The 23,601-nt window shown below is 55.8% G+C and carries 23 protein-coding genes, 2 tRNA genes and 1 riboswitch; of the genes, 6 read left to right on the top strand and 19 right to left on the bottom strand.

Translation table 11 applies throughout. The annotated features are described in order from the left end of the window. Positions 1–178: 178 nt before the first annotated feature. The 3 genes from PUV47_RS18635 to fliI all read right to left on the bottom strand — a co-directional run bounded on the left by PUV47_RS18635 (position 179) and on the right by fliI (position 2,565). The gene (locus tag PUV47_RS18635; protein WP_274220101.1) at positions 179–625 is read right to left on the bottom strand and encodes a paraquat-inducible protein A; all 447 of its coding nucleotides are present in this window, start codon (positions 623–625) and stop codon (positions 179–181) included. A gap of 178 nt (positions 626–803) precedes the next feature. Further along, the gene (fliJ, locus tag PUV47_RS18630) at positions 804–1,211 is read right to left on the bottom strand and encodes a flagellar export protein FliJ (RefSeq protein WP_274220100.1); all 408 of its coding nucleotides are present in this window, start codon (positions 1,209–1,211) and stop codon (positions 804–806) included. 28 nt (positions 1,212–1,239) lie between these two features. Continuing rightward, on the bottom strand, positions 1,240–2,565 hold the full coding sequence (gene fliI / locus PUV47_RS18625; protein WP_413697841.1) for a flagellar protein export ATPase FliI: 1,326 nt from the start codon (positions 2,563–2,565) through the stop codon (positions 1,240–1,242). A 350-nt stretch (positions 2,566–2,915) separates the two neighbouring features. Between fliI and ctrA the strand changes: the two genes are divergently transcribed. Next, the gene (gene ctrA, locus PUV47_RS18620) at positions 2,916–3,605 is read left to right on the top strand and encodes a response regulator transcription factor CtrA (RefSeq protein ID WP_274220098.1); all 690 of its coding nucleotides are present in this window, start codon (positions 2,916–2,918) and stop codon (positions 3,603–3,605) included. A gap of 73 nt (positions 3,606–3,678) precedes the next feature. Here ctrA and PUV47_RS18615 read toward each other — a convergent pair whose 3' ends face one another. From PUV47_RS18615 to PUV47_RS18580, 8 genes are all read right to left on the bottom strand, one after another. After that, positions 3,679–4,650 (bottom strand): MBL fold metallo-hydrolase, encoded by a 972-nt coding sequence (locus PUV47_RS18615; RefSeq protein ID WP_274220097.1) that lies wholly within the window; start codon positions 4,648–4,650, stop codon positions 3,679–3,681. Positions 4,651–4,863: 213 nt separating this feature from the next. Next, on the bottom strand, positions 4,864–5,790 hold the full coding sequence (locus PUV47_RS18610) for a CheR family methyltransferase (protein WP_274220096.1): 927 nt from the start codon (positions 5,788–5,790) through the stop codon (positions 4,864–4,866). Continuing rightward, positions 5,787–7,025 (bottom strand): protein-glutamate methylesterase/protein-glutamine glutaminase, encoded by a 1,239-nt coding sequence (locus tag PUV47_RS18605; RefSeq protein WP_274220095.1) that lies wholly within the window; start codon positions 7,023–7,025, stop codon positions 5,787–5,789. The genes PUV47_RS18610 and PUV47_RS18605 overlap by 4 nt, the downstream gene beginning before the upstream one ends. Before the next feature lie 27 nt (positions 7,026–7,052). Beyond that, positions 7,053–7,418 (bottom strand): response regulator, encoded by a 366-nt coding sequence (locus tag PUV47_RS18600; RefSeq protein WP_274220094.1) that lies wholly within the window; start codon positions 7,416–7,418, stop codon positions 7,053–7,055. 33 nt (positions 7,419–7,451) lie between these two features. Continuing rightward, positions 7,452–7,943 (bottom strand): chemotaxis protein CheW, encoded by a 492-nt coding sequence (locus PUV47_RS18595; RefSeq protein WP_274220093.1) that lies wholly within the window; start codon positions 7,941–7,943, stop codon positions 7,452–7,454. Next, entirely contained in the window at positions 7,940–10,681 is a 2,742-nt protein-coding gene (locus PUV47_RS18590) for a hybrid sensor histidine kinase/response regulator (RefSeq protein WP_274220092.1), read from the bottom strand. Before PUV47_RS18590 ends, PUV47_RS18595 begins: the two co-directional genes overlap by 4 nt. Before the next feature lie 132 nt (positions 10,682–10,813). Then, the gene (chpT, locus tag PUV47_RS18585; RefSeq protein ID WP_274220091.1) at positions 10,814–11,464 is read right to left on the bottom strand and encodes a histidine phosphotransferase ChpT; all 651 of its coding nucleotides are present in this window, start codon (positions 11,462–11,464) and stop codon (positions 10,814–10,816) included. A 93-nt stretch (positions 11,465–11,557) separates the two neighbouring features. Further along, the gene (locus PUV47_RS18580) at positions 11,558–11,977 is read right to left on the bottom strand and encodes a YHS domain-containing (seleno)protein (RefSeq protein WP_274220090.1); all 420 of its coding nucleotides are present in this window, start codon (positions 11,975–11,977) and stop codon (positions 11,558–11,560) included. Positions 11,978–12,130: 153 nt separating this feature from the next. Between PUV47_RS18580 and PUV47_RS18575 the strand changes: the two genes are divergently transcribed. Together PUV47_RS18575 and PUV47_RS18570 are read left to right on the top strand one after the other, a co-directional pair. Next, positions 12,131–12,739: a DUF1134 domain-containing protein gene (locus tag PUV47_RS18575; RefSeq protein WP_274220089.1), complete on the top strand. Its 609-nt coding sequence runs from the start codon at positions 12,131–12,133 to the stop codon at positions 12,737–12,739. A 122-nt stretch (positions 12,740–12,861) separates the two neighbouring features. Continuing rightward, the gene (locus tag PUV47_RS18570) at positions 12,862–13,962 is read left to right on the top strand and encodes a hypothetical protein (protein WP_274220088.1); all 1,101 of its coding nucleotides are present in this window, start codon (positions 12,862–12,864) and stop codon (positions 13,960–13,962) included. A gap of 45 nt (positions 13,963–14,007) precedes the next feature. Here the strand turns inward: PUV47_RS18570 and PUV47_RS18565 are convergent, their stop codons facing one another. Beyond that, on the bottom strand, positions 14,008–14,781 hold the full coding sequence (locus tag PUV47_RS18565; protein WP_274220087.1) for a DeoR/GlpR family DNA-binding transcription regulator: 774 nt from the start codon (positions 14,779–14,781) through the stop codon (positions 14,008–14,010). Between the two features lie 261 nt (positions 14,782–15,042). On the opposite strand from PUV47_RS18565, the gene PUV47_RS18560 reads away from it, so the two are divergent. Next, complete coding sequence (locus PUV47_RS18560; RefSeq protein ID WP_274220086.1) at positions 15,043–15,327, top strand: hypothetical protein; 285 nt, start codon at positions 15,043–15,045, stop codon at positions 15,325–15,327. Positions 15,328–15,435: 108 nt separating this feature from the next. On the opposite strand, the gene PUV47_RS18555 is transcribed toward PUV47_RS18560, so the two are convergent. From PUV47_RS18555 to PUV47_RS18545, 3 genes are all read right to left on the bottom strand, one after another. After that, positions 15,436–15,510, bottom strand: a tRNA-Glu gene (locus PUV47_RS18555). Between the two features lie 49 nt (positions 15,511–15,559). Beyond that, a tRNA-Glu gene (locus tag PUV47_RS18550) sits at positions 15,560–15,634 on the bottom strand. A gap of 90 nt (positions 15,635–15,724) precedes the next feature. Next, the gene (locus PUV47_RS18545; protein WP_274220085.1) at positions 15,725–16,084 is read right to left on the bottom strand and encodes a hypothetical protein; all 360 of its coding nucleotides are present in this window, start codon (positions 16,082–16,084) and stop codon (positions 15,725–15,727) included. On the opposite strand from PUV47_RS18545, the gene PUV47_RS18540 reads away from it, so the two are divergent. Further along, entirely contained in the window at positions 16,083–17,132 is a 1,050-nt protein-coding gene (locus PUV47_RS18540; protein WP_274220084.1) for an RluA family pseudouridine synthase, read from the top strand. The genes PUV47_RS18545 and PUV47_RS18540 overlap by 2 nt on opposite strands. A 154-nt stretch (positions 17,133–17,286) precedes the next feature. After that, positions 17,287–18,189 carry an RNA polymerase sigma factor RpoH gene (gene rpoH, locus PUV47_RS18535; RefSeq protein ID WP_274220083.1) on the top strand — a complete coding sequence of 301 codons (903 nt, stop codon included), beginning with the start codon at positions 17,287–17,289 and terminating at the stop codon, positions 18,187–18,189. Positions 18,190–18,250: 61 nt separating this feature from the next. Here the strand turns inward: rpoH and PUV47_RS18530 are convergent, their stop codons facing one another. From PUV47_RS18530 to PUV47_RS18515, 4 genes are all read right to left on the bottom strand, one after another. Beyond that, complete coding sequence (locus tag PUV47_RS18530) at positions 18,251–19,189, bottom strand: ABC transporter substrate-binding protein (protein ID WP_274220082.1); 939 nt, start codon at positions 19,187–19,189, stop codon at positions 18,251–18,253. A gap of 14 nt (positions 19,190–19,203) precedes the next feature. After that, on the bottom strand, positions 19,204–19,959 hold the full coding sequence (locus PUV47_RS18525) for an ABC transporter permease (protein ID WP_274220122.1): 756 nt from the start codon (positions 19,957–19,959) through the stop codon (positions 19,204–19,206). Positions 19,960–20,121: 162 nt separating this feature from the next. Beyond that, a riboswitch (TPP riboswitch) is annotated at positions 20,122–20,226 on the bottom strand. A 120-nt stretch (positions 20,227–20,346) separates the two neighbouring features. Continuing rightward, positions 20,347–22,164 (bottom strand): hypothetical protein, encoded by a 1,818-nt coding sequence (locus PUV47_RS18520; RefSeq protein ID WP_274220081.1) that lies wholly within the window; start codon positions 22,162–22,164, stop codon positions 20,347–20,349. A gap of 40 nt (positions 22,165–22,204) precedes the next feature. Continuing rightward, complete coding sequence (locus PUV47_RS18515) at positions 22,205–23,497, bottom strand: adenylosuccinate synthase (protein WP_274220080.1); 1,293 nt, start codon at positions 23,495–23,497, stop codon at positions 22,205–22,207. Between the last annotated feature and the right edge of the window lie 104 nt (positions 23,498–23,601).

Raw genomic sequence — 23,601 nt, 5'->3', positions numbered from 1 at the left:
GTGCCGCACTCCTCGTCCCGTGTTTTTGGTCATCAGGCGGACTGTAGCCCATCGATGCCCACCTGTGATATATCATTGTCCGTTTAACAGGATGCACTGCAAAAGGCCAGTGCCGAATGAAACTTGCAGGACAATTTGTGCAGATCGCATTGCCGGAAACACAAGCCCGCAAAGGACGTCATGAGGTGCGCACCGCCCGCAAACACAAAGGCGCTGAAACGGCAGAAAGAAGCGCCGCGGCACCATAAAACCACAGCCCCGGCAACCCGCTGGCTGTTGCAAGACCACTGGTTTTGGCGGCAAAAATCACGAGGGCAACCAGCATGACATCCATCATGGACCACTTGCCGAGCGTTGAGAGCGCCTTGAGCGCCCACCCGGCTCGGCGCTGCAGGCAGGCCAGATGCAACACAACAATCTTCAATCCGGGAAGCAGGACAGAGAACAGGAAGATCACAAGAGCCAAGGCCTGATCTCCCTCGGCAAAAAGGCCGGTAATGACCTCCAGAAGAGAGGGCGTATCCTGCAAGAAATAAAGTCGCTCCATGCGCAACAACGGCAACGTTAGGCCGAGCGCAAAGCTGAAGGACATGACCGGCAGCAAAAGGCCGAGAACTGCGAGCATCACGTTATCTTCCCCGGAAGAGACATGGGTACAACCGGGTGTAGAGAAGCGATGCGGGTCACGCAAGGGCATCCCGCAGCATCAACGTGCCAGCAATAAGGTCTAAAAGGAGCAATCTCGTCTGTCAGGCCAACCTCCGCAGAGGTTGGCTGCAAGGAAGTGCAGAGGTTGAACCGAATCAGCGAGACGCAAAACGCCCGGCGATCTCGTCCATGTTGTCCTGCTCGATCGCTTCCAAGGCGTCGCGTTCGCGCTTGAGCTCGCGCTCCTGCATCAGCTCAACCTTCTTCAGCTCGGCGATGGCATCCTTGAGCTCGTCCTGTGCCTTGGAAAGCTGTTCCTTCAGCTCGTTGGCCGAGTTCATGATGTTATCGCGGCGCTGAGCGGCGGCACGGGCGAAGGTTGGATAGGCAAAGTGAGCAACATCGTCGATTCCAACGCGCTGCTGTTCACTGCTGATCTGGGTATCCAGCTCTTCTGCCATCCGATCAAAATCGGCAAGCATCGTTTCAATTTGGGTTACCTGTCGACGTTTTTCGTCAACATGGAACCGCTTAAGCTTGATAAGGCCCTGACGGTTTTTCATACGCAATACTCCCTTAACCCGATGGAATTTACGCAGGAGTCATTTCCAAAAGGTGAGCAAGCTGCTCATAACCGGCACTCAAACTCGTTTTTTCGTGTTTTTCTTGTCCCAAAAAGGCCTCAATCTGTGAATTCCTGAGGATTGCCTCGTCCACATCCGAATCGCTGCCCTTCTGATAGGCGCCGAGTCTGATGAGTTCTTCCATGTCATTATATGTAGCCATCAGAGCTTTCGCTTTTCGCAGGATTGGGCGCATCTCCTCCGGCACACAGCGTGGCATCATGCGCGACACGGATTTCAGGACGTTGATTGCCGGATATCGGCCTCGCTCGGCAATGGCACGCTCCATTACAATGTGACCGTCCAGAATGCCGCGCACCGTATCAGCCACCGGCTCATTGTGATTATCGCCTTCAACCAGCACTGTGAAAAGCCCGGTGATGGAGCCCGTGCCAACCCGGCCCGGACCAGCGCGCTCCAAAAGCTTCGGCAGTTCCGTGAACACGGTCGGCGTGTACCCCTTTGAGGTGGGCGGCTCGCCAGTAAAAAGACCAATCTCGCGCTGAGCCATGGCAAAGCGGGTGATGGAATCCATCATGCATAGAACATTGGAGCCCTGATCTCGGAAATACTCAGAGAGCGTCATTGTAAGATAGGCCGCCGCACGGCGCATCAACACGCTCTCGTCAGAGGTGGCCACCACAACAACGGATCGCGCCAGCCCCTCTTCTCCCAGATCATCCTCGATGAACTCCTGAACCTCTCGGCCACGCTCACCAATCAGGCCTATGACAGAGACATCGGCAGAAGCATTTCGCGCCAGCATGGACATGAGCACCGACTTGCCGACGCCAGAGCCGGCAAAGATGCCAATACGTTGTCCTTCGCAACACGTAATGAAGGTGTTGAGTGCTCGCACGCCCACATCAAGGGGGCCACCCACCCGCCTTCTTTCAGCTGCCGCAGGGGGAGATTGTCTTAACGACATGGGGGTGCTCCCAAATTGCAATGGTCCTTTACCATCAATGGGCTCTCCCAAAGCGTTAACAACCCGTCCCAACCAGGTGCGACTTGGATGGACGATGCTCTCACGGGAAACGAGTCGCGCTTTGGCCCCCAACCCGATGCCTTCGACGCCTCCATAGGGCAAACAGAGCGCAACTCCGTCGCGAAAACCGACCACCTCGGCCTGCACTGACGTTGCGTTCTCCCTGATTTCTAATAGGACTCTGGCCCCAATACTCATCTCGTGCACAGGGCCTGCCACTTCGACCAGCAACCCCTTAACTGCTTCCACGGTACCGTAAATTTCGACCGGAAGGCATTGTTCTATCTCGGTGAAGAGCGATTGCACGACTGATTCCCTATTAATCATTTTCGAAGATGGTAACCGATCGTTTACGGTTATGGTTAATCTTAATGCAGAGAGTTTTAGCAGCTGGCAGCCCTTTTGTAGGGGGTCACGCGCGTTCTGCGGGTTCTCAGTAGTGGACAACACTGTGTGTGGCTACAGGGTGTACACATGGATCCTTAGGGGTTGTCCTCAGAAGACTGAAACCGGCGGTGTCAAAGCGCTTGCCTGCGCGAATCGAGTTCTGTTAACCATAACTCATGGTATGAGTCGGGGTTCCAGTATTCCTTCGCAACGGTTCGCGTTTATTGGCCGGCGCGACTGCCCAGGAAAGGCAACACGAGGGGATTAGCATGCGTGTATTGTTGATCGAAGACGACAGCGCTACAGCCCAAAGCATTGAGCTGATGCTGAAGTCTGAAAACTTCAACGTCTACACGACAGATCTTGGCGAGGAAGGCATCGACCTCGGCAAACTGTACGATTATGACATTATTATGCTTGACCTTAACCTGCCGGACATGTCCGGATACGAGGTGCTGCGCACGCTACGTGTGTCAAAGGTCAAAACACCAATTTTGATCCTGTCCGGCCTTGCCGGTATCGAGGACAAGGTACGTGGTCTCGGCTTCGGTGCTGACGATTACATGACCAAACCGTTCCACAAGGACGAGTTGGTCGCCCGAATCCACGCGATTGTACGTCGCTCGAAGGGTCATGCTCAGTCTGTGATTGTCACCGGTGATTTGACGGTGAATCTGGACACCAAAACTGTTGAGGTTGACGGTCAGCGCGTTCATCTCACCGGTAAAGAGTATCAGATGCTTGAGTTGCTTTCCTTGAGAAAGGGCACCACCTTGACCAAGGAAATGTTCCTGAACCATCTATACGGTGGAATGGACGAGCCTGAGCTGAAGATCATCGACGTGTTCATCTGTAAGCTGCGTAAGAAGCTCGCTTCTGCTGCTTCTGGCAAGAACTACATCGAAACAGTATGGGGCCGCGGTTATGTTCTCCGTGAGCCTGAAGAAAAGGCTGCTTAAGCCGCATTTTTCTTAAAGAGTTTTGAGAACCCCCGACACCTGGTGCCGGGGGTTTTTATTTGTTTGCAATGCCTTAGAGCTGGAACTGATAAGAAGCTGGCACATAGCGGAAACCGCTGTCGCGCTTCTCCACGTAGCCCACCGCCGGGAACGGCATGTGATAGCCAACAAAAGGCGTCTTCTCGGCAGCCAGCATGTCGAACACCATGCGGCGTGTCTTTGCGGCAGCTTCTTTGTCCATGTCAAACCGCACTTCCCAATCCGGGTAGGCCAGAGACCAAACATAGTGGTTTGCCGTGTCCGCCATGAGGACCAGCCGGTCCGGACCAGATTCCAGAAGGTAGATCATGTGACCCGGCGTGTGGCCGAAAGCGCTGATAGCTGTGACCCCGGACGCAACTGACCCGCCATCATCAAGAAAGGTCAATTTCTCAGAAAATGGTTTAACGTTGCTGTCGACCAGCTTGGCAACACCATTGGATTCTGGATCCATCTTGGACCAAAAGTCATACTCGACACGCCCCGTCACATAGCGGGCGTTGGGAAACGCGGCTGCGCCCGCTTCCATCATGCCGCCAATGTGGTCTGGATGCATATGTGTAATCACGACAACGGTCACCTGCTCCGGCGTATAGCCAGCACCAGCCAAGGCGGCCCGCATGTTACCGCGTGCCGGGCGCCCTCCCTCTCCAACGCCAGTATCAAACAGGATCACGTCGCTCCCGGTATCCACCACGGTTGGCGTGAAGAACGCTTTGAAGGCATCGGCGGGGATGAAGTTTTCAGCAGATGCAGCGGCAAAGTCTTCGGCGCTCTGGTTCATGCCGAATGTTTTCTGCGGCTCTCCAGCGGTAACGGCCCCATCCAGCAAGGTTGCGACTTTGAAGTCGCCCACCTGATAGGATGCGGACGGCGCCACACTGCCTTGAGCTGCCGATTGGGCAGCCGCGACAGGCAGAATACCGCCAGCCGTACTGCCAACTGCGGCAGCCCCGGCGCCCAAGAGGGCAGCCCGCCGTGAAATCTCGATACGAAGGTTTGTCATGGGTAAAATGCTCCGGCCTTTGGAAAGGAACTTCGGCTCAGGAGGCTTTCGGTGCGTTTTCGCATCTCTGAAAGCCAACCAAGGCGCGCAATCAAGCACGCACTCCCCTAACGTAGAGCAAGATAGAGATGGCAATGTGCCGGTAACGTAATCGTGAAAACAAAAAGGGCCGGCGCTTGCCGACCCTCTCGCTTGTTGTTTTCGTGAGGCTTGTTAGCCCCTGAGAGCACGCAGCTTCTGGAAAGCTGGGCTGTTCAGCGGATCAACCGGCCCCTTGGCAGGCTGCGCTGGCGATGTCGTTCCCAGAGGCGCTCGCGTGGTCGTAGCGGACTTGCGCGGCCGATAGAGGCCTCTGTGGTCCGGAACCGGCTCGAACGCGTCAGTGAGGCCGACAACAGTTTCAGCCGCACCCAAGACGAGGAAACCGTCGCTCGGCATCTGCTTGGCAAGACGCTGAAGAATGTCGCGCTTGGTATCCTGATCAAAATAGATCAACACGTTTCGGCAGAAGATGATGTCGAACTCACCCAGATGGGAGAAGTTCTGCAACAGGTTCAGCTTACGCCACTGCACCATCGCCCGTAGCTCCGGTGCGACCTGCCACAACTCACCTTGCTGGCTGAAGAACTTCAGCAGCATCTGGATTGGCAAACCGCGCTGGACTTCGAACTGGCTGTAGATGCCCATCCGAGCCTTTTCCAAGACCTCGGAGGAAATGTCCGTGCCGAGGATCTCGAACCGGAAGCCCCCGGTCTTGCCGCGATCTTCCTGCAGACACATCCCGATGGAGTAAGGTTCCTGGCCGGTGGACGCTGCCGCACACCAGATACGAACCCGCTTTGAACCAGCCCGGTTGGTGAGCATGGAAGGCAGCATGGTCTTGCGGAAGTGATCGAACGGGGTTTTATCCCGGAAGAAGAACGACTCGTTGGTCGTCATGGCTTCCACAACCGTGTTCTTCAACTCTTCGCTGCCACGTGGCCCCAGATCAGCAATCAGGGCGCTCAGGTTCTTGTGGCCCGTGCGCCGGGTTACAGGAACCAGGCGGCTTTCGACCAGATATTGCTTTTCGTCAGACAGCACCAGACCGGAGCGGCTCTTCAGAAACTGCTTTAAAAACTCATACTCAGAAGGTGTCATCTCGCCGTCCCTTCGAAGATACGCATTACTTTCGGGCCGATCTGATCCAGCGGCAAAACGGAAGAACAACTTCCGGTCTTGACTGCTGCGCCAGGCATTCCCCAAACAACGCTCGTTGCCTCGTCCTGGGCAATGACACTGCCCCCCTTATGCGCGATGAACTCAGTGCCCTTCGCGCCGTCAGAGCCCATACCCGTCAACACCACAGCCAAGCTGGCTGCGCCGAAGATTTCCGCAACACTCTCAAAGAGAGGGTCAACGGCGGGCTTACAAAAGTTGATGGGCTCCCCATCATCAAGTTTGGCGACCACCTGGCCATCCGCCTTTGCAAGGCGCATATGCAGGCCACCTGGTGCCACATAGATATGCCCTGGCTGCAAAACCTCACCGTCTGCCGCTTCCTTGGACGGTAGTCCAGTGGCGCGACCGATGTGCTCAGCCAGAATGGTGGTGAATGTGCGCGGCATATGCTGCGTGATCACCACCGGAACCTTCTTCAGGCTTGCCCCAGCAGCCTTCAGCATGGTTTGCAGAGCTTGCGGACCGCCCGTAGAGCTGCCCACTGCCAAGATGCGCGGCACTGCAGAAGAATACGGACGCAGGTTGATGCCTTCCTTGGCACCAGAGGCCTGCGCACGGGCCTTCTGCATTTCCTTCCGTGTGTCGATGCGGTCGGAAGTACCGCCGCGCAGACCGCTGGATGCGACCTGCCCTGCACTGGTTTCGGCGCGCATGCGCCGCGGTGCAGGAGCCGGAGCCGAAGCATCAGGCTTACGAGTGCGACGGACCTGCTCACCAAGCGAACGGAGCTTCTGCAAAAGCTCGTGACGAAACTCCAGAGACGTGGTGGTCTGGCTGGTGGATTCCGGCTTGGCAACGTATTCCGTTGCCCCCAACGACAAGGCTTTGAGGCTGACCTCCGCGTTGCGGCGGGTCAGTGTCGAAGCCATGATCACAACAAGCCCGCGCTTCTTTGCAAGGAGCAGAGGCAGAGCCGTGAGCCCGTCCATGACGGGCATCTCAACATCAAGCACAACGATGTCGGGGTCGGTTCGTTCGATATCATCAACGGCCAACTGACCGTTGCGATGTGTTGCGACCACCGTTAACTCGGGATCTTCATCAATCCAGCGTCCGAAAAGGCCACGAATGACGACGGAATCGTCAACGATCATGACCTTAGCAGGACCCGAGGATGGGGTATTAGAAGCAGCAGTGCTGAAACGATCGGGCATAGTTTTCTGGACCCATTCTTGTGGTTATTAGATAAGCCCAACTTCCTGGAATTTCGCCTCGATGATGTCCCTGTCAAACGGCTTCATGATGTATTCGTTTGCACCAGCCCGGATTGCCTTGGCGATGTGAGCCACGTCGTTTTCTGTGGTGCAGAACACCACCAGCGGCACATCGCCCCCCTCTTCTTCACGAAGCTTGTTGAGGAACTCAAGACCATCCATGACCGGCATGTTCCAGTCCAGCAAAATTGCGTCTGGCATAGACTCCTTGCATGCATCCAGTGCCTGCTGACCATCCTCAGCTTCGGAGATGGAAAAATCCATGTCCTCAAGGATGCGGCGGGCCACTTTGCGGATGACGCTGGAGTCGTCAACAACCAAACAGTGCTTCATCGAATATCTCTCTTTATCACGCTGCGCAGCTGTTTAAGCCGCCTTCGGTTCGATCAACGTAGTGAGCAGACTGTCAACGTCCAAAATCACCATGAGCTGCCCTTCAAGACGATGCACCCCGCCTGAAATCTCTGCCCAGCGCCAATCGAGGTTGGATGGGTTGTCTTCCCGCTCGTGTGTCGGCAGGTTGAGCACCTCTCCAACGGAGTCGATCACGAGTCCATAAGACTCACTCTTGTATTCAATACCCACGGCCATCATGCTCTGGTCTTCATCCAGCGGCGGCAGGTGAAGCCGGCGACGCATGTTGATGGCTGTGACGATGCGGCCACGAAGGTTCAAAACGCCTTCCACCTCTGGCGGAGACAGCGGAACGCGGGTCACCTTTTCAGGCACGAAAACATCGTGGACCTGTGAGATGGGCAGACCAAACAGCTGCCCACCAATCACGACCGTTACATACTGGATGTACTCGCTGCTGGCGTGCAGCAGCTCAGTGTTATTGGAACCTGCGAAGTTGCTCATGCTGCCACACCCATTTCATTGGTGAACACATCTTTGAGGGATGCGATGAGGCCCGGGCGGTCGAACTTGGCGACGTAGTCATCGAAGCCAGCGTCACGGCCCTGCTGGATGGACTGAGGAGTCACAACCGCAGACAAGGCGATGATCGGCAGATGACGGAAGCGCGTGTCGCCACGCAGGCTCTCACAGAATTGGTAGCCATTAATTTCAGGCATTTCGATGTCCGTGACGATTGCCGCATAGTCCTCACCCTTTTCCAGCAGCTCGAAAGCGGCCTGAGCGGATGGGCATGTGGTCACGTCATAGCCAGCGGCCTTCAGAACCGGCGTAAGCATGTTGCGGAAGAACGCACTGTCATCCACAAACAGCAGCTTGCGCGCGGTCGGCTGGTTGCTCATTTCCTTGCGCATGAACCAATCATCGAAGGCCAGCGGCAGGTAGTGCCCCAGATCGATGATCTCGGTTGCCTTTTCCTTGATGATGGCGGAACCGAGGATGCCCGCACGTTCGGAAACAACTTCGATCTTCATGCGATCTTCGACGATGTCGACAATGTCGTCGACCACGAGACCCATGGAGCGACCGGAGTCGGAGAACACCAGCATCGGCTGTGTGCCTTCACTCTTATGCTGCGCACTTTCGTTGATGTAGACGAGCGGCATAAGCGTTCCGCGGTACTGGACCAGATCGCGGCCGTTGGAGCGCTCGATCTTGGAAACATCGAACTCTTCCAGACGCGTAACCAGTGACAGCGGAACCGCTTTCGGCTCTGCAGAACCGGCGCGGAACAGCAGCATGGAGATTGGTGCGTCGCCGTCCACTTTCTTCTCGCTGATTTCTTCGGCCTTTTCCTCGACCTCTTCCACCAGCGCGCCAGACGCGTGGCTTGCCATGGCGGAAGCAACACCGTTCGGGTCAATGATCATGATCACCGCACCATCACCAAGAATGGTATTGCCGGAGAACATGGTCAGATTGCGGAGCATGGAAGACATTGGCTTGACCACGATTTCTTCCGTATGGAAGACGCCATCAACCACAACGCCAAACCGCTGGCTGCCCACTTGCATCACAACGATGAAACCGTTGTCTTTGTCCAGCTCCTGATCTTCACTCTCGAAACCGAGCAGCTGAGACAGCGGAACCAGCGGCAACAGCTTGTTGCGCAGGCGCAGAACCGGACGGTCCTTGATGCGCTCTATACGATGTTCTGAGTTCGACTGAACACGAACCAACTCGACCACGGAGAGCTGCGGGATCGCAAAACGATCGCCATGGCTCTCAACGATAAGCGTGGAAACGATGGCCAGCGTTAGCGGGATCTTGATGATGAAGCTCGATCCACGCCCTTCCTGAGAGCGAACGTCGATGGAACCACCGATCATCTCAACGTTGTTGCGTACAACGTCCATGCCCACACCGCGACCGGAAACGTTGGTCACCGCAGATGCGGTAGAGAAGCCTGCCGCGAAGATGAACTTCTGGATCTGCTGATCCGACATCTTCTCCAGCTCGCTCTCGGTCGTGATACCGTTCGCAAGAGCCTTCTGCTTGATCTTGGCAAGGTTCAGACCACGACCGTCGTCGCGGACTTCAATAAGAATGTGGCCGCCTTCATGATAAGCGGAGAGTGTGATCACACCCTTCTCAGGCTTACCGGCAGCAACACGTTCCGCGGGGCTTTCCAGACCATGGTCAGCCGAGTTGCGGATCATGTGCGTGAGCGGATCCTTGATCAGCTCGAGTACCTGGCGGTCCAACTCGGTGTCGGCACCAATCATCTCCAGTGAGATCGGCTTCGACAGTTCCTGAGAAAGATCGCGTACAATTCGAGGCAGTTTCTGCCAAGCGTTGCCGATTGGCTGCATGCGCGTCTTCATGACGCCTTCCTGCAGCTCGGCAGTCACGTTGGACAGACGCTGAAGTGGAACCTTGAACTCGCTGTCTTCATGACGACGAACGATTTCCAGCAGCTGGTTTCGGGTCAGCACCAACTCGGAGACCATGGTCATCAGATCTTCTAGCGTATCCACAGCCACGCGAATGGACTGGTTTGAAACGCCCTGCCCGCCATTGTTCTTGGCTGGCTGATCCTTGGCAACAGAGGCCCCGCCTGAAGCCGCTTCGCCAGAGGCAGAGGCTTTGACCTTCACTTCGACCTGAGGCTCCGCCTCGTCGTCATCGCTGACGGCAACGCGCATGTCCACTTCGACTTCTGCCTCGCGGAAGGCGCGTTCCAACTCATCCAGGGAAACTTCACCCGGGCGCAGCGGGCGTTCCAGAACCTGATAAACGTCGTCGCCTTCAGCAACGGCTTCTTCTTCAGGTTCGGCAGCATCTGCACCCAACTCGCCGGCGTCGGCGCTCAAGGAAAGACGCTCCAGTTCCTTAATCAGGTCCTGATCGTCACCCTCTGGCTCAACACCATTGCTCATCTCCAACTCGCCAAGGATTTCCTTGATGCGGTCGATGGAGTTCAAAACAAGGGAAACAGATTCAGGGGTCACAGGCACGCCGTCCCGGAATTTACCCATCAGGGTCTCGGAGGCGTGCGCGATTGCTTCCAATCGCGGTAGACCAAGGAAACCGCAGGTACCCTTGATCGTGTGAACCAGTCTGAAGATGTTGTCGAGGATCTTAGCGTTGTTTGGTTCCTGTTCGAACTTCACCAGCTCGACGTCAACAACATCCAGACTTTCAAAAGTCTCAGTGAGAAACTCTCTGAGAAGATCGTCCATGGCCTGCACTCACTCAGTTTCAGAAGGGTACCCGCTATACGTGCCCCGAGGCGGGTACTTCACCTTGTTCATACTGACCGAGTCTTGCCGCAAACTGTTAACATACGTTGAAAGGCTGCCTATTTTGCCTAACTATATTTCAGCGTTCGGCTGCGCAATGCACATAATTTTTTCCCCGTCGGTTTCTAGGGAAACCGCCATTTCTGCCTCATCGGCAAGCAGAACAGCGTAAATCGGCTGCACGGTGTGCGCATCAATGCGTTCAGGCTCTTGTCCGCCGAGCACTTCGCTGATCATTGCGGGGATTCGGGCGTTCTTGCCTTCGGCTGTAAGGATGAACTTGGGTGCCTCGGCCCCGTTTTCCATCTGGACTGTAATCGTGCCGCCGCGCGGTATGCACTGGTTAACAATCAAGATCAAATTCAGCAAAAGCTTCACTTTATTCTTGGGCAGCAGAAGACGTTCCACTTCCCAGACAAGATCAGCTTTTTCGTTTTCCATGAAGCCTGTAGCTACCGACTGAGCATCGCCAAGGTCGATTTCTGAGCCAGCCGAACCCGCTGCACCAAAGGCGATACGCGCGAACTGAAGCTTGGCAGAAGCGTGGCGCGCGGACTTGCGGATCAAGTCCATGGCGAAGTCAGCCATGTCCTCGTTGCCTTCCTCATCCAGCACCTCAAGACCGTTGGTAATGGCCCCGACCGGGCTGATGATGTCGTGACACACACGACTGGCGACCAATGCGGCCAGATCAATGGAAGACAGTTCTTTGAAGACAGACATACACGCCCCGTTAGCTTGCACAAAACGGCAATGTTGATTCGATTAGCAGCTTAAAGAGTTACATTGCCGGGCCCGTCCTGCCAAGAATCTTGGTTAACGAAAACCGTCGCAATTAACTCTTTCTGCATTCTCCTGAGCCAATTCTATAAGTTTTTCAGGGGCGGACAAGAAGAGGAAGCGATGAGACTTACTATTGAAAATGTAGAGACTCCGCTCGTGCAAGGCAAAAACGCGTGGACTACCCTGAGCCCGCAAGCCTTGTGCCAGCGAATAGGGGTCACAACCTGCAAACTTCGGCGCGTAAACCTCGGGAGCACCTTCAAAGGCTTTCTTGTTGCCAATGTTTGAGAACAACCAAAGGCGCCCACCCCACTCCAACTGGTGCTTTTCGATACCTTTGACGGGCTCGAAGCGGGTTTGAAAAGCAACAGGGTCGTAGCCGGAGATGGCGTACTCGTAGCGAATATCGGCTGCAGCTAAGCCTGAAAAAGCCACAGAAAGGACGATACACACAAGAAATCTGTATATTCGTGTAGAGCAACTTCGCGAAGTTACCATAAATTCCGCCTAGTTTTCGAATCATCAAAGTCAGAACCGTGTGTGGTGGGCACACTAGGCAGTTCTGTCAAATAAAGCCACTTGGATCCCATGCAAGGAGATTGCTGAATGCTGAAACATCTTTTCGGGCGCATGAAGCATGCCGTAACCATGACTGCTGCTGTCATTGGTCTGGTTGCGCTGACACAGAACGCCTCAGCACAGGCACAACAGGCCCCTGGCGCGCAGGGTGACACAACATACAGCCAGAACGAGATTGTTGACGCAGGCCACAAGTTCTTCGGCAGCGTGTCTTCAGGTCTCGCAGCCGTTGTTGAACAGGCCATCAACAAGTATGGCGAACCGAACGGATACATTCTGGGCGAAGAAGGTTCAGCCGCCTTTGTTGCCGGTGCAACTTACGGCGAAGGTCAACTTTTCACGCGCAACGCAGGCATTCATCCAATTTTCTGGCAAGGTCCGTCCATCGGCTGGGACTTCGGCGGTGATGGCGCACGCACCATGATGCTGGTGTACAATTTGCCAACCATCGACGCCATGTATCGTCGCTATGTCGGCGTCAAAGGTTCAGCCTATCTGGTTGGCGGTTTCGGCATGCAGGTCCTGTCCAACAACAACATCTATGTCGTGCCGGTCAAGGCAGGTGTTGGCGCCCGGCTGGGTCTCAATATGGGCTATCTAAAATTTACTAGGAAGCCAACTTGGAACCCGTTCTGATATAACCGCTTTAACGCGGACTTTAGAGAGCATCATGTACCTTCCTGGTGCGAAACGCTCCGGGATGGTGCATGCTGGGGATTGATCGCAATGTCAGACCCCATCAGATCTAAGGCATTCAGGTGATTGAAACTGCGCTTTACATAGCCCTTGGCTTCCTCTCTGCCAGCCTGCTGGCCCTCGCAGCCCTCCCACTCGTCTGGGGCCGCGCGGTCCGGCTTACTCGTCGGGCAATTGAAGCTTCCAACCCTGTAAGCTATGCAAAAGCGAGCATGGCGCGCGACTATTTGCGCGCCCAGCACGCTGTAGAACAACGCATTCTGGAAGTGAAGCTGGAAGAAGTTGGGCGCAAGCATGCGGAAGAATGGGCCGCTCGCAATCGGGCGGAAGCCCAACTCCTGAAACTTCAAGATCAGGTCGCCACCCTCACCAAACGCCTTGAAAAGCGCGGCCTTAAAGACCGCCTCACCATGGGCCTATGGAGTGCTGAGGAGGCAGAGGCAGAAAAGCCGGCAGAGAAGATCGAACCGCCAACCGGCGAAGTGACCGAACTTCCCAGAAAGGAAGCCGGGACCAACGCCGCCTCCAAGAAAGCGCTACCGGAGATGGGCGCAGAGGTCGTGCCGCTGCCAACCGAACGCGTACCGGTTTCCCCAAACCATCCACTGGAACGTCTTGCACGGGAAATTTCGCGTGAAGTTTCCGAAATGACAGCTCAAAGCACGCCTCAGGTAGTAGACAACTCTCCAGAGGAAGCCGCAGAACAGGCAGGAGAAGCCTTCGCACGCCTCAAGACCAGCTATGAGAAACTTGAGGTGGAGCGCAACGAGCTCAAAACCAAGCTGGAAGAAGCGGAAAAGAAACTTAAGGCCAAGCCACAGTCGGCCCGCCAGCGCACAACAAAAGCGCAGAAAGAGCTGAAAGAGTTGCAGCAGAAATATACCGAAGCGCAAAACAAGATCAGTGAACTAAGCGCTCAAATCAAGGGCGTGGCCACCGCCAAGCCCGCCTCTGACAGCTACAAGACCCTGCGCGAAGAGCTGAAGGAACTGGCGGCCCAGCTGGCCGCTGCCGCGATCGCCAAAGACCCCAAGCTGACGCAAAAATTCGATGCCATCATGCAGGATATCGGCACGCTCAAGACTTCCGGTGCAGCAGAAGGCACAGAGCCTCAGCTTGCTCAGCGCATCGAAAAGGCGCGTAGGACAGGCACAGACAGTTAGGCAACCTTGCCGCCGTCATTGATCCAGATCCCCGCGAAGCAGTTTCTATGTGGCTTCTTGCGCCATCGCCTCAATAAGACGGACACTCCAGGTCTTCATGAGTGACTTGAGGCGCGGGTTTTCCAACTGATCACAAACAAAGGTGTCGATCTGCTCCATGTGCCCGACGCGCACCGGGGCTGACCTATCGAACTTGCTGGTATCGGCCACGAGGATTACATGACGGGCATTGGCAATGATCGCCTGCGCCACCTTCACTTCCCGGTAGTCAAAGTCCAATAGCGCGCCATCGGCATCGAGCGCCGATGTACCAATCACGGCATAGTCCACCTTGAACTGGTTGATAAAGTCGACAGCTGCCTCGCCCACAACCCCACCATCGGTAGAGCGCACAACACCGCCAGCGATGACCACCTCATTCTCGGAGAAAGGTCTGAGCGTCACGGCGACATTGAGGTTGTTGGTGATGACCATGAGGCCCGAGTGCTGCACCAGCGCGCGCGCAACGGCCTCTGTGGTGGTGCCGATGTTCACGAACAAGGACGCCCCGTTGGGGATCAGCTCGGCCGCGGCCCGCCCTATGGCCTCCTTCTCGCGACCTGCCAGATCCTTGCGGGTGGCATAGCCCACATTCTCCACGCCATAAGCCAGCACCGCTCCGCCGTGAACACGCGACAAAAGCCCCTGCTCACACAGGTCATTCAGATCCTTCCGGATCGTCTGCGGGCTTACCGAAAAACGCTCGGCAAGATCTTCAACTTCAACCCGCCCATTACTTCTCGCGAGATCTAATATGGAGTTGTGCCGTGCAACCAACATTTATTAACGCCCTGTTAACATTTGTTAAGCGCCCACCAAGACGACTTACTTAGTCAATTCAATAGAATAGTCCATAAACAACTAAACCGCACCAAATGCATAACCAATACTGACCATGTTGGCTATTGCACGCTGCACCCCTCGGGACTATTAATACGCGCTATCGGGACTACAGATTAAACGATCTTTGCGTAATTCGACGAAAGGGCAATATCAGCTTGCGCTGATGCTTTGCCGCGTACCGAGTTGGAGGGCCTGATCATGGGGCAAAGAGCAGAAAAGATCCCTGAAACGCATCAGCAGACGGCATTCACTTCACTGGGCAAAGAAGCATTGGCCGCTCAGGAAAAGATGATCGCGTATCAGCAGCAGCATGAAGAAACCGTGGATGACTACCGTCGCTTGACGGAGGACATGAAAGAATCACTGAGTGCTTTCGTGAATACCCAGTCTGACTGCACAGAAGGCAGCATCCCGCGAACGATAAAGAAGTCGGAAAAGGAACCAAGCCACTTGGGCGCAGGTCTGAAGGGTCGCTGGTTCTAACCAGCCAGCGGCTTTGCTTAGTGAACCGAAACTCCGGCAATACCAAGCCGTTTCACATCCATCGGATGCGTGCCGTTTCAACTTTTCAATTTTTGGAGAAAAGAGAAGTGGCACGCCCAAGGGGAATCGAACCCCTGTTTCCGCCGTGAAAGGGCGGCGTCCTAACCGCTAGACGATGGGCGCTCACTTACTCAGCAGTTGCCTGCTGATCGTGGCACAGAGAAAAAGCGAATGGCACGCCCAAGGGGAATCGAACCCCTGTTTCCGCCGTGAAAGGGCGGCGTCCTAACCGCTAGACGATGGGCGCCTGCGCTTCGCTCCGTGCGATGAGGGGGATTTAATCGGTAACTTCCGGCTTGGCAACCCCCCTTGCATCAATGAATTAGACTTTTTCCACCTATCTTGCCATAAAATCTGTTCTGCCGAGATTTTTACCCGTCACAGGATCCACATAGACAAGCGCTTGGGCGGTGCCCTCATTTACAAGCAGCATTAGTTTGCCGTCTACCATTTGCGCCGAAAGCACGCGGGCTTCCGGGCCCAAAGCAATTGTTGCGGCCAGCGCATCGGCGCTGACATCGTTGCTGCCCTCGGATATCTTGTAGAAAATGGCAGCGAATACGGCGACCAAGCCAACCAGCATCACCATGCTGGACCCCATCAACAGGCGCCGCATTTTTTGCTGGATCCGCTGAGCTGCAGGATCTAAAGCCTCGTCACTAGTCAAATCTGCGCTGTCATCAACAGGATCACGCATGAGCAATCATTCTCCAAACGGCCTTTCGCCGAACCAATCAAGTGTAGAACCGGGCGAAGACGGCATTGCCTTCACCACTGTCGAAGCCCAGGAGGCGGGAAAACGTTTGGATGCCGTATTGGCCGCACACCTATCCGACTTCAGCCGAAATCGACTGCAGGCTCTCATTCGCGCCGGACATGTTCATGTCGGCGATCGCAAAATAGTGGAGCCCAAACACAGGGTCAACGAAGGAGACGTGCTCTGTGTTGAAGTTCCTGAACCAGAAGCAGCCGAACCGCAGCCCGAAAACATCCCGCTGGACATTCTCTATGAAGATGAGGATGTGATCGTGATAAACAAGCCTGCAGGACTTGTTGTTCATCCCGGAGCGGGCAATCCTGATGGCACATTGGTGAACGCGCTGCTCTACCACTGCGGTGACAGCCTTTCCGGCATCGGCGGCGTAAAGCGCCCCGGCATCGTCCACCGCCTCGACAAGGACACCAGCGGCGTTCTGGTGGTCGCCAAGAATGATATGGCCCATCAGGGACTTGCAGCCCAGTTTGCAGACCATGGCCGCACTGGCCCGCTGGAGCGCGCGTATGTGGCACTCGTTTGGGGAGCCCCTTCTGCATTGGCAGGCACTGTGGACGCCAACCTTGCACGCTCGCTCGCCAATCGCCAGAAGATCGCCGTGGTCAAGACGGCGGGTCGCACAGCCATCACCCATTGGCAAGTCAAGGAACGCTTCGGCCCGAAAGACAGCGAGCCCCTTGCAAGCCTCATGGAATGCCGCTTGGAGACAGGACGAACGCACCAAATCCGCGTTCATATGGCGCACCTTGGACACCCGCTTATTGGCGACATGGACTACGGTGCAGGCTTCAAAACCCGGCACAAACGCTTTGACGAGCCCGCCCGCTCAGCCTTGGGAGAGTTTTCTCGTCAGGCCCTGCATGCGGGCCTGCTTGTCTTCGAACATCCAAGAACAAGCGAAGTAAAGGCCTTTGAATCTCCACTACCAGAAGATTTTCAAACACTCCTCTCACTTCTTAGGGATGCATAAAACAAAATTTCTCCACAAAGAGGTAGCGAATAGGCCATAATGCCCCCATATCAATGCGTCTGGCGTGCTCACAATGGAGGCGCCAGTGAGTGTTTGCCCATCAAGTGCCGATAGGGCACGGGAAACATAGCTTGTAACGGAAAGGGGTGCATAAATGGCCCGTAATCTGCCAGTAATCTCTTCAGGTGAAGGCGGCCTCAGCCGCTACATGGATGAAATTCGCAAGTTCCCGATGCTTCAGCCGCAGGAAGAGTACATGCTCGCCAAGCGGTACAAGGAGCATGACGAAGCTCAGGCTGCGGAACGGCTCGTGAACTCTCACCTGCGCCTCGTGGCGAAAATCGCCATGGGATACCGCGGCTACGGCTTGCCTTTGGGCGAGGTTATCTCCGAAGGTAATGTCGGCCTCATGCAGGCTGTCAAACGCTTTGAACCAGACAAAGGGTTCCGCTTGGCCACCTACGCCATGTGGTGGATCAAGGCGTCAATTCAAGAATACATCCTGCGAACCTGGTCCCTCGTAAAGATGGGCACCACCGCAAATCAAAAGCGGTTGTTCTTCAACCTGCGCCGCCTCAAGGGTAAGATTCAGGCGCTTGAAGACGGCGACCTGCGTCCGGATCAGGTGAAAGAAATCGCAACCACCCTCGGCGTGAACGAGGACGAGGTTGTGAACATGAACCGCCGTTTGAGCGGGGATGCTTCCCTCAATGCGCCGCTGCGTTCCACAGAAGGCGAATCCGGCGAATGGCAGGATTGGCTGGTGGACGATGGCGAAAGCCAAGAGAGCATTCTGGCTGAGCAGGAAGAACTCGATTCCCGTCGCTCCATGCTGAAAGACGCCATGAGCGTTCTCAACGACCGTGAGCGCCGTATCTTTGAGGCACGCCGGCTCTCAGAATCGCCGTTGACGCTTGAAGAGCTCTCGGAGGAGTTTGGGGTCAGCCGCGAGCGCGTGCGCCAGATTGAGGTCCGGGCTTTTGAGAAAGTTCAAAAGGCGGTCATGCAATCTGCCCAACAAGCTCAAGAGCAGCAACAGTCTCTGCTCGCTGGATAATCTTCCAGCACACAACCAGATTAAGAAGCCCCGGACCGCTGAGCGACCGGGGCTTTTTCTTTTAGCGTATAACCGCTGTATAGCTTTCAACCGGCGGCGCGGTCTTGATCAAACCAGCCTCCAGCATGAAGTTGGCAAAGCGTTCGTAGCGCCCCTCATCCAGCGCTGCAGGACGTTTGGCAAAGCGCGGCAACGTATCGCCCCAAGCCCGGCGATTCAGCTCATCATCCAGATTTGGGTAAAGCTCCAAAAATGCCTGCCAAGAATCCTGCGGGTGATTGATGAGATACACGGTTGCATCTTCCAGCGCGGCCATGAATTTGGCATAGCGCGGGTCATCCACCTTGTCCTTGTGCGCGACGAGGATCAACTCGTCATAGGCCGGAACTCCGTTCTCCTCCGGATAAAAGGCGAGACCGGCAGACCCTTTGATTTCAAGCTGGTTCAGCTCAAAATTCCGATATCCCCCAATGATGGCATCGACCTGTCCGGCCAGAAGACTTGGAGACAAGGAGAAGTTCACGTTGATCAACTCGATGTCTTCGATGGTCAACCCAGCCTGCTTCAGCATGGCGCCAAGCATTGCGTCTTCAAAGCCGGAAACGGAGTAGCCAACGCGCTTGCCCTTGAGGTCTTCAAGTGTCTTGATGGGGCCATCCTTCAACACAATCAAGGTGTTGAGCGGTGTTGCCACCAACGTCCCGATACGCGACAGCGGCATGCCCTCGTCGATCTGTGCATGCAGAACAGGCTGATAAGAGATGGCGATGTCCCCCTGACCCGCAGCAACCAGCTTGGGTGGCATGGCTGGATCAGCGGGTTCAATCAACTCCACTTCCAGACCATGCGCCTCGAAGAAGCCGCGGGTTTGCGCCACAGCCAAGGGAGCATGGTCCGGGTTGGCGAACCAGTCCATCAAGACGGTGAGCTTTTCCTTCGCTTGCACCTGAATACTACCCGCCAGCATGGCGGCAATGAACAAAGCGATGAAACGCTTCATGGGCAGAGCCTTTCTCAAGTTTTTTCCTGTTGCCAGGGAATAAGGCGCACGACCGCCAGCTCGACGAGACCGCGCAGGATAAGAACCATGATGGCAAGTAGGATGAGCGCTGCGAACATGGTGTCTGTTTGCATGCGCGCGTTGGACTGGAGCATGATGAAGGCAAGGCCTCCCTTGGCTCCAACCCACTCCCCCACCACTGCGCCAATGGGCGCAAAGACGGCGGCAATGCGGATACCGGACGCCAGAGCTGGTAGCGCAGCGGGAATGCGGATGTATCGCAAACGCTGCCACCTGTTCAGGCGATAGAGCCGCCCCAAATCCAGCAGAGCCGGATCAGTTCGCCGCAAGCCGTCATGGAACGTGGATGTAACCGAGAAGAAAATGACAATAACTGCCATGACCACTTTTGACGCGAGCCCAAAACCAAACCACAGCACCAAAAGCGGCGCGATGGCGAACACAGGCAAAGACTGCGTTGCGGTGATGGGAGGCAACAGAAACCGGCGCATGATCTCTGAGGAACTCATGATCAACGCCAGCAGAACGCCCGCTGAAACACCGAAGATGAAACCGAGAATCGTTTCACCTGCGGTGATCGACGCGTGGTACAGCAGAAACGACCACTGCTGAGTGAATGCTTCATACACAGCTATGGGAGATGGCAGCATGAAGGATGGCAGGGCAAAAACCCGAACCACCGCTTCCCAAAATGCAACAAAAACCGCGATACCTGCGACGATCCGCAGGGCTCTGGACACCAGCCACATCAGCGCGTCCTCGCGCAAGATTTGGCACCGCGATGCGAAACCACCGCCCGGAAACAACGCGTTCGGACATGGCCACAGCAACTGGCAATGCTACAAGATTGGAACATGTGGATCTCCCTTCTGTGCACCTACATGCACGTCAGCTACGGAGACCCGGGAATAAAGAGGCTCAGGTTCCAGTCCCTTCGCCGGTATTACCCGGATCAGGTTCTAAGGGTTCGGCAGTGCCATCTCAGCTCCAAACAAGGAGCACCCCTCGGATACGCAAGAACCTATAGATTCCCCCGGCATTTTCAAGGGCAGCTGCAGCGAAATACGCAGCAGAAAAAGAAAAAGGCGCTGGAGAACCTCTCCAACGCCTTGTTTTAGAATATAATTTTTCGCGAGCTAGTTCCAGCTTTCAAGCGCTTGTGAAATCACACGATTGCCGGAAACACCTTTTTCAAAGGTCAGAATGGCGCGCTTGCCGTTGTTGTAGAGCAATGGAATGTCGATCCACTCACGCTCTTCAAGGCGCTTCATGTTCGTCACCCGATCAGCCTCAGCATCAGAAAGCGCGATCCAGAAGAAGTTGTCGGATACCTTGACCGCAGCGCCGGCCAGAGGTTCGCCCCGGGCCTGCTCGGTCGGTTTCATGATAATGCCCGGCACCTCGGCAATGCCCTGCCCGGCGAAGTCTCGTGGCAGATCGAATCTCAACTCAAGCAAGTGACTTGCAGGCAAAGAGTTGTCTGCATTCGGCTTGATCGACATGGTGATGGTCACATTTCGATCTGGCATAACCGCAACAGCCTTGACGATCCTGCCAGCACTGTCGCCCCGATCCAGCGACCACATGACGTTGCCCCGAGACGCGGTCCCTGACTCGCCCGGATTGGCCGCTTCTTCATAAAGGATGCCCTGTTGCGCAACCGCTGTTTGCTCGGCTTCAGCTGTCAAGCTTTCTGCAGGACGCACAGAGTTGGTTGTCACCGGCACCGCATCCACCTCATCTGGCGATGGAATGTCTGGTGGCGTCACTGGTAGACTTGGCGGCGGCGTTGCCTCAGCACCAGAGCCCGGATTGGTAACATCCCGGCTCACAGAGGTAACACGCTGCGTCGACACAGCCCGCGCGTCTGGTGAGACCTGAGAGCCGTCATCATTGAGAAGACGGTCGGTGTTCTTGTTGGAGGCAGGTTCCTCCGGCTCTTCGGCAGGCGCTGGTTGGGCCGTGTCAGATCCCCCATCAGTGACCGTTGGCTCGATGAGCGTCATCAGGTCATCTTTTTGGGAATACAGCGCGTAACCACCAGCCCCCAGAAGGGCCAGAACAATAAAGATACCAATTACTTGCGGCATACGTGAGGGCCGCAGTCCCTCCTCCGACAAACCAGCATCGCCCACAAGCGCGCTGGATGCCTTTGCAGCCCTTTGCTTGCCGCGGGGACGCTTGGCCAATTCAGGTGCTTCTGCGTCGTCCTTGGCCTCTTCCGCAAGGGCTTGCTTGCGCGCTTCACCGGGCACCCAAACATCTTCCTCACGGGGCTTCGGCCGGTAGGCGCTGGAAACGGCAGGCTGCACTTCCGCCGGAGGCACATCACCCAAATCCGGCTCGCGTTTGGCATCGTTTGCGCCAGGTAGCTGATCTCGCGCTTTCTTGCTTGCCTGATGCGCAGCCGCACCCAGATCAGAAGCAGCTTTTACGGCCTGCTTGAAAACATCTGGTTCCGCAGGACCATTGTTTGCCTCGGCAGCCCCTCCGCTTGCACCAGCGGCACCCGTTGTCTGGGTGGCGTGTTCTGCGGCGTAAGGGGAAGGCGAAGCAGGTGGTCTTTGAGGTTGTGTCGGAGGAACCGGTGCCTGAGCTGTCTGCGGTGGCGCAGGCGGCCTTTGTGCAGGCTGCGAAGTTGCAGGCCCCGCTACGCCAGCATGCGCCCCGCCTGACGCGCCACCGGGCGCGGCAGTTGGTTGCTTTGCGGGCTGGGCAGGTGCATTCCCCAGACCGAGGGAGGCACGGGCGGCCTCAGCTTCCACTTTCCGAATTGCTTCTTCGAGCTTGAGCTGTTCCTCGGTAATTTGCGAAGGGGTCAGTGGCGGATCATAGTTCTGCAGCTGTTTTACAATAGCTGAGCGAGCACGTTGATACACACCGCGCCGCGCTGAGCCAGTGTTTTCCTGAAGACCGTTAATTGTCTTCTTTAAAACGGAGTAATAGTCCGCCATCTATCCGTCTTTAGCCCCCCAGAGTTACTCTGCTAACGGCTTAGTCTTGAAAAGGATTCTGAACGAGAATTGTGTCATCTCTTTCAGGGCTCGTCGAGAGCAATGCAACAGGTGCACCAATCAATTCCTCAACATGTCGTACGTACTTCACAGCTTGAGCAGGCAAATCGGCCCAACTACGTGCGCCCTTGGTGGTTTCTTTCCAACCTGGCAGCGTTTCATAGATCGGCACAACCCGCGCCTGTGCTCCCTGAGAAGCAGGCAAATAGTCAATGCGCTCGCCATCCAACTCATAGCCAACGCAAATCTTGATTTCATCAAGACCATCTAAAACGTCCAGCTTGGTCAGCGCAATCCCGCTGATGCCACTAGTGCAAACGGTTTGACGGACGATAACGGCATCGAACCAGCCACAGCGGCGTTTACGACCAGTCACCACACCGAACTCGTGACCGCGGGTGCCAAGGAACTCACCCACTTCGTTCTGCTGTTCGGTTGGGAACGGCCCTTCACCCACGCGGGTTGTGTAAGCTTTGGTGATGCCCAAAACGTAATCGACAGAGTTCGGACCAAGGCCACAGCCAGTGGCAGCCTGACCCGCAACGGTGTTGGAGGACGTCACGAATGGATAGGTTCCGTGATCATTGTCCAGCAGCGCGCCCTGTGCGCCTTCAAACAAGATGCGCTTGCCTTCGCGGCGCGCATTGTCAAGCAGCTGCCAGCTACGTTCCATGAATGGCAGGATCTTGTCGGCAACACTTGCCAGTTCTTCGTAGATTGCATCGGCGGAGATTTCCGGCTCGCCAAGACCACGCAGAAGCGCATTGTGGTGCACCAGCATGCGGTCGATCTTGCCCGGAAGAGTTTCAAGGTTTGCCAGATCCATTACGCGAACAGCGCGGCGGCCCACCTTGTCTTCATAAGCAGGGCCAATGCCACGCTTGGTGGTGCCAATGCGGTTTTCTTCAGAAGCTGCATTCTCACGAAGCGCATCCAGCTCGCGGTGAATGGACAGGATAAGCGTCGCATTGTCCGCCACTCGGAGGATTTCAGGAGTGATCTCAACGCCCTGTTCCTTCAGACGGTCAATCTCGGAAACCAGCGCATGCGGATCAACCACCACGCCATTGCCAATGACAGAAAGCTTGCCGCGCACAACGCCGGAAGGAAGCAGAGAAAGCTTGTAGCTCACACCGTCAATTACAAGTGTGTGGCCAGCGTTGTGGCCGCCCTGAAAACGCACGATGACATCAGCTTGCTCAGACAGCCAGTCAACGATCTTGCCCTTACCTTCGTCACCCCACTGGGAGCCGACAACTACAACATTGGCCATGGATTTTTCGCCCTCCTACGGCGGCGGTTGGCTGGACCTTGTAGCGGCCCTTCCACTTCAAAGTTTGCTCAGGCGTGCAAACAGATATCACACATAAGAAACCC

Origin of the sequence: Pseudovibrio exalbescens (assembly GCF_028737195.1) — a bacterium.
Taxonomy (GTDB): domain Bacteria; phylum Pseudomonadota; class Alphaproteobacteria; order Rhizobiales; family Stappiaceae; genus Pseudovibrio; species Pseudovibrio zosterae.
The sequence above is the reverse complement of the archived record's forward strand: the minus strand, read 5'-3'. Positions and strand labels throughout refer to the sequence as shown.

Excerpts from the sequence above, each read along its gene's own strand:
- PUV47_RS18635 (WP_274220101.1), bottom strand. The coding sequence starts at position 625 with ATGCTCGCAGTTCTCGGCCTTTTGCTGCCGGTCATGTCCTTCAGCTTT.
- fliJ (WP_274220100.1), bottom strand. The coding sequence starts at position 1,211 with ATGAAAAACCGTCAGGGCCTTATCAAGCTTAAGCGGTTCCATGTTGAC.
- ctrA (WP_274220098.1), top strand. The coding sequence starts at position 2,916 with ATGCGTGTATTGTTGATCGAAGACGACAGCGCTACAGCCCAAAGCATT.
- PUV47_RS18615 (WP_274220097.1), bottom strand. The coding sequence starts at position 4,650 with ATGACAAACCTTCGTATCGAGATTTCACGGCGGGCTGCCCTCTTGGGC.
- PUV47_RS18610 (WP_274220096.1), bottom strand. The coding sequence starts at position 5,790 with ATGACACCTTCTGAGTATGAGTTTTTAAAGCAGTTTCTGAAGAGCCGC.
- PUV47_RS18605 (WP_274220095.1), bottom strand. The coding sequence starts at position 7,025 with ATGCCCGATCGTTTCAGCACTGCTGCTTCTAATACCCCATCCTCGGGT.
- PUV47_RS18600 (WP_274220094.1), bottom strand. The coding sequence starts at position 7,418 with ATGAAGCACTGTTTGGTTGTTGACGACTCCAGCGTCATCCGCAAAGTG.
- PUV47_RS18595 (WP_274220093.1), bottom strand. The coding sequence starts at position 7,943 with ATGAGCAACTTCGCAGGTTCCAATAACACTGAGCTGCTGCACGCCAGC.
- PUV47_RS18590 (WP_274220092.1), bottom strand. The coding sequence starts at position 10,681 with ATGGACGATCTTCTCAGAGAGTTTCTCACTGAGACTTTTGAAAGTCTG.
- chpT (WP_274220091.1), bottom strand. The coding sequence starts at position 11,464 with ATGTCTGTCTTCAAAGAACTGTCTTCCATTGATCTGGCCGCATTGGTC.
- PUV47_RS18575 (WP_274220089.1), top strand. The coding sequence starts at position 12,131 with ATGCTGAAACATCTTTTCGGGCGCATGAAGCATGCCGTAACCATGACT.
- PUV47_RS18565 (WP_274220087.1), bottom strand. The coding sequence starts at position 14,781 with ATGTTGGTTGCACGGCACAACTCCATATTAGATCTCGCGAGAAGTAAT.
- PUV47_RS18560 (WP_274220086.1), top strand. The coding sequence starts at position 15,043 with ATGGGGCAAAGAGCAGAAAAGATCCCTGAAACGCATCAGCAGACGGCA.
- PUV47_RS18540 (WP_274220084.1), top strand. The coding sequence starts at position 16,083 with ATGAGCAATCATTCTCCAAACGGCCTTTCGCCGAACCAATCAAGTGTA.
- PUV47_RS18545 (WP_274220085.1), bottom strand. The coding sequence starts at position 16,084 with ATGCGTGATCCTGTTGATGACAGCGCAGATTTGACTAGTGACGAGGCT.
- rpoH (WP_274220083.1), top strand. The coding sequence starts at position 17,287 with ATGGCCCGTAATCTGCCAGTAATCTCTTCAGGTGAAGGCGGCCTCAGC.
- PUV47_RS18530 (WP_274220082.1), bottom strand. The coding sequence starts at position 19,189 with ATGAAGCGTTTCATCGCTTTGTTCATTGCCGCCATGCTGGCGGGTAGT.
- PUV47_RS18525 (WP_274220122.1), bottom strand. The coding sequence starts at position 19,959 with ATGTGGCTGGTGTCCAGAGCCCTGCGGATCGTCGCAGGTATCGCGGTT.
- PUV47_RS18520 (WP_274220081.1), bottom strand. The coding sequence starts at position 22,164 with ATGGCGGACTATTACTCCGTTTTAAAGAAGACAATTAACGGTCTTCAG.
- PUV47_RS18515 (WP_274220080.1), bottom strand. The coding sequence starts at position 23,497 with ATGGCCAATGTTGTAGTTGTCGGCTCCCAGTGGGGTGACGAAGGTAAG.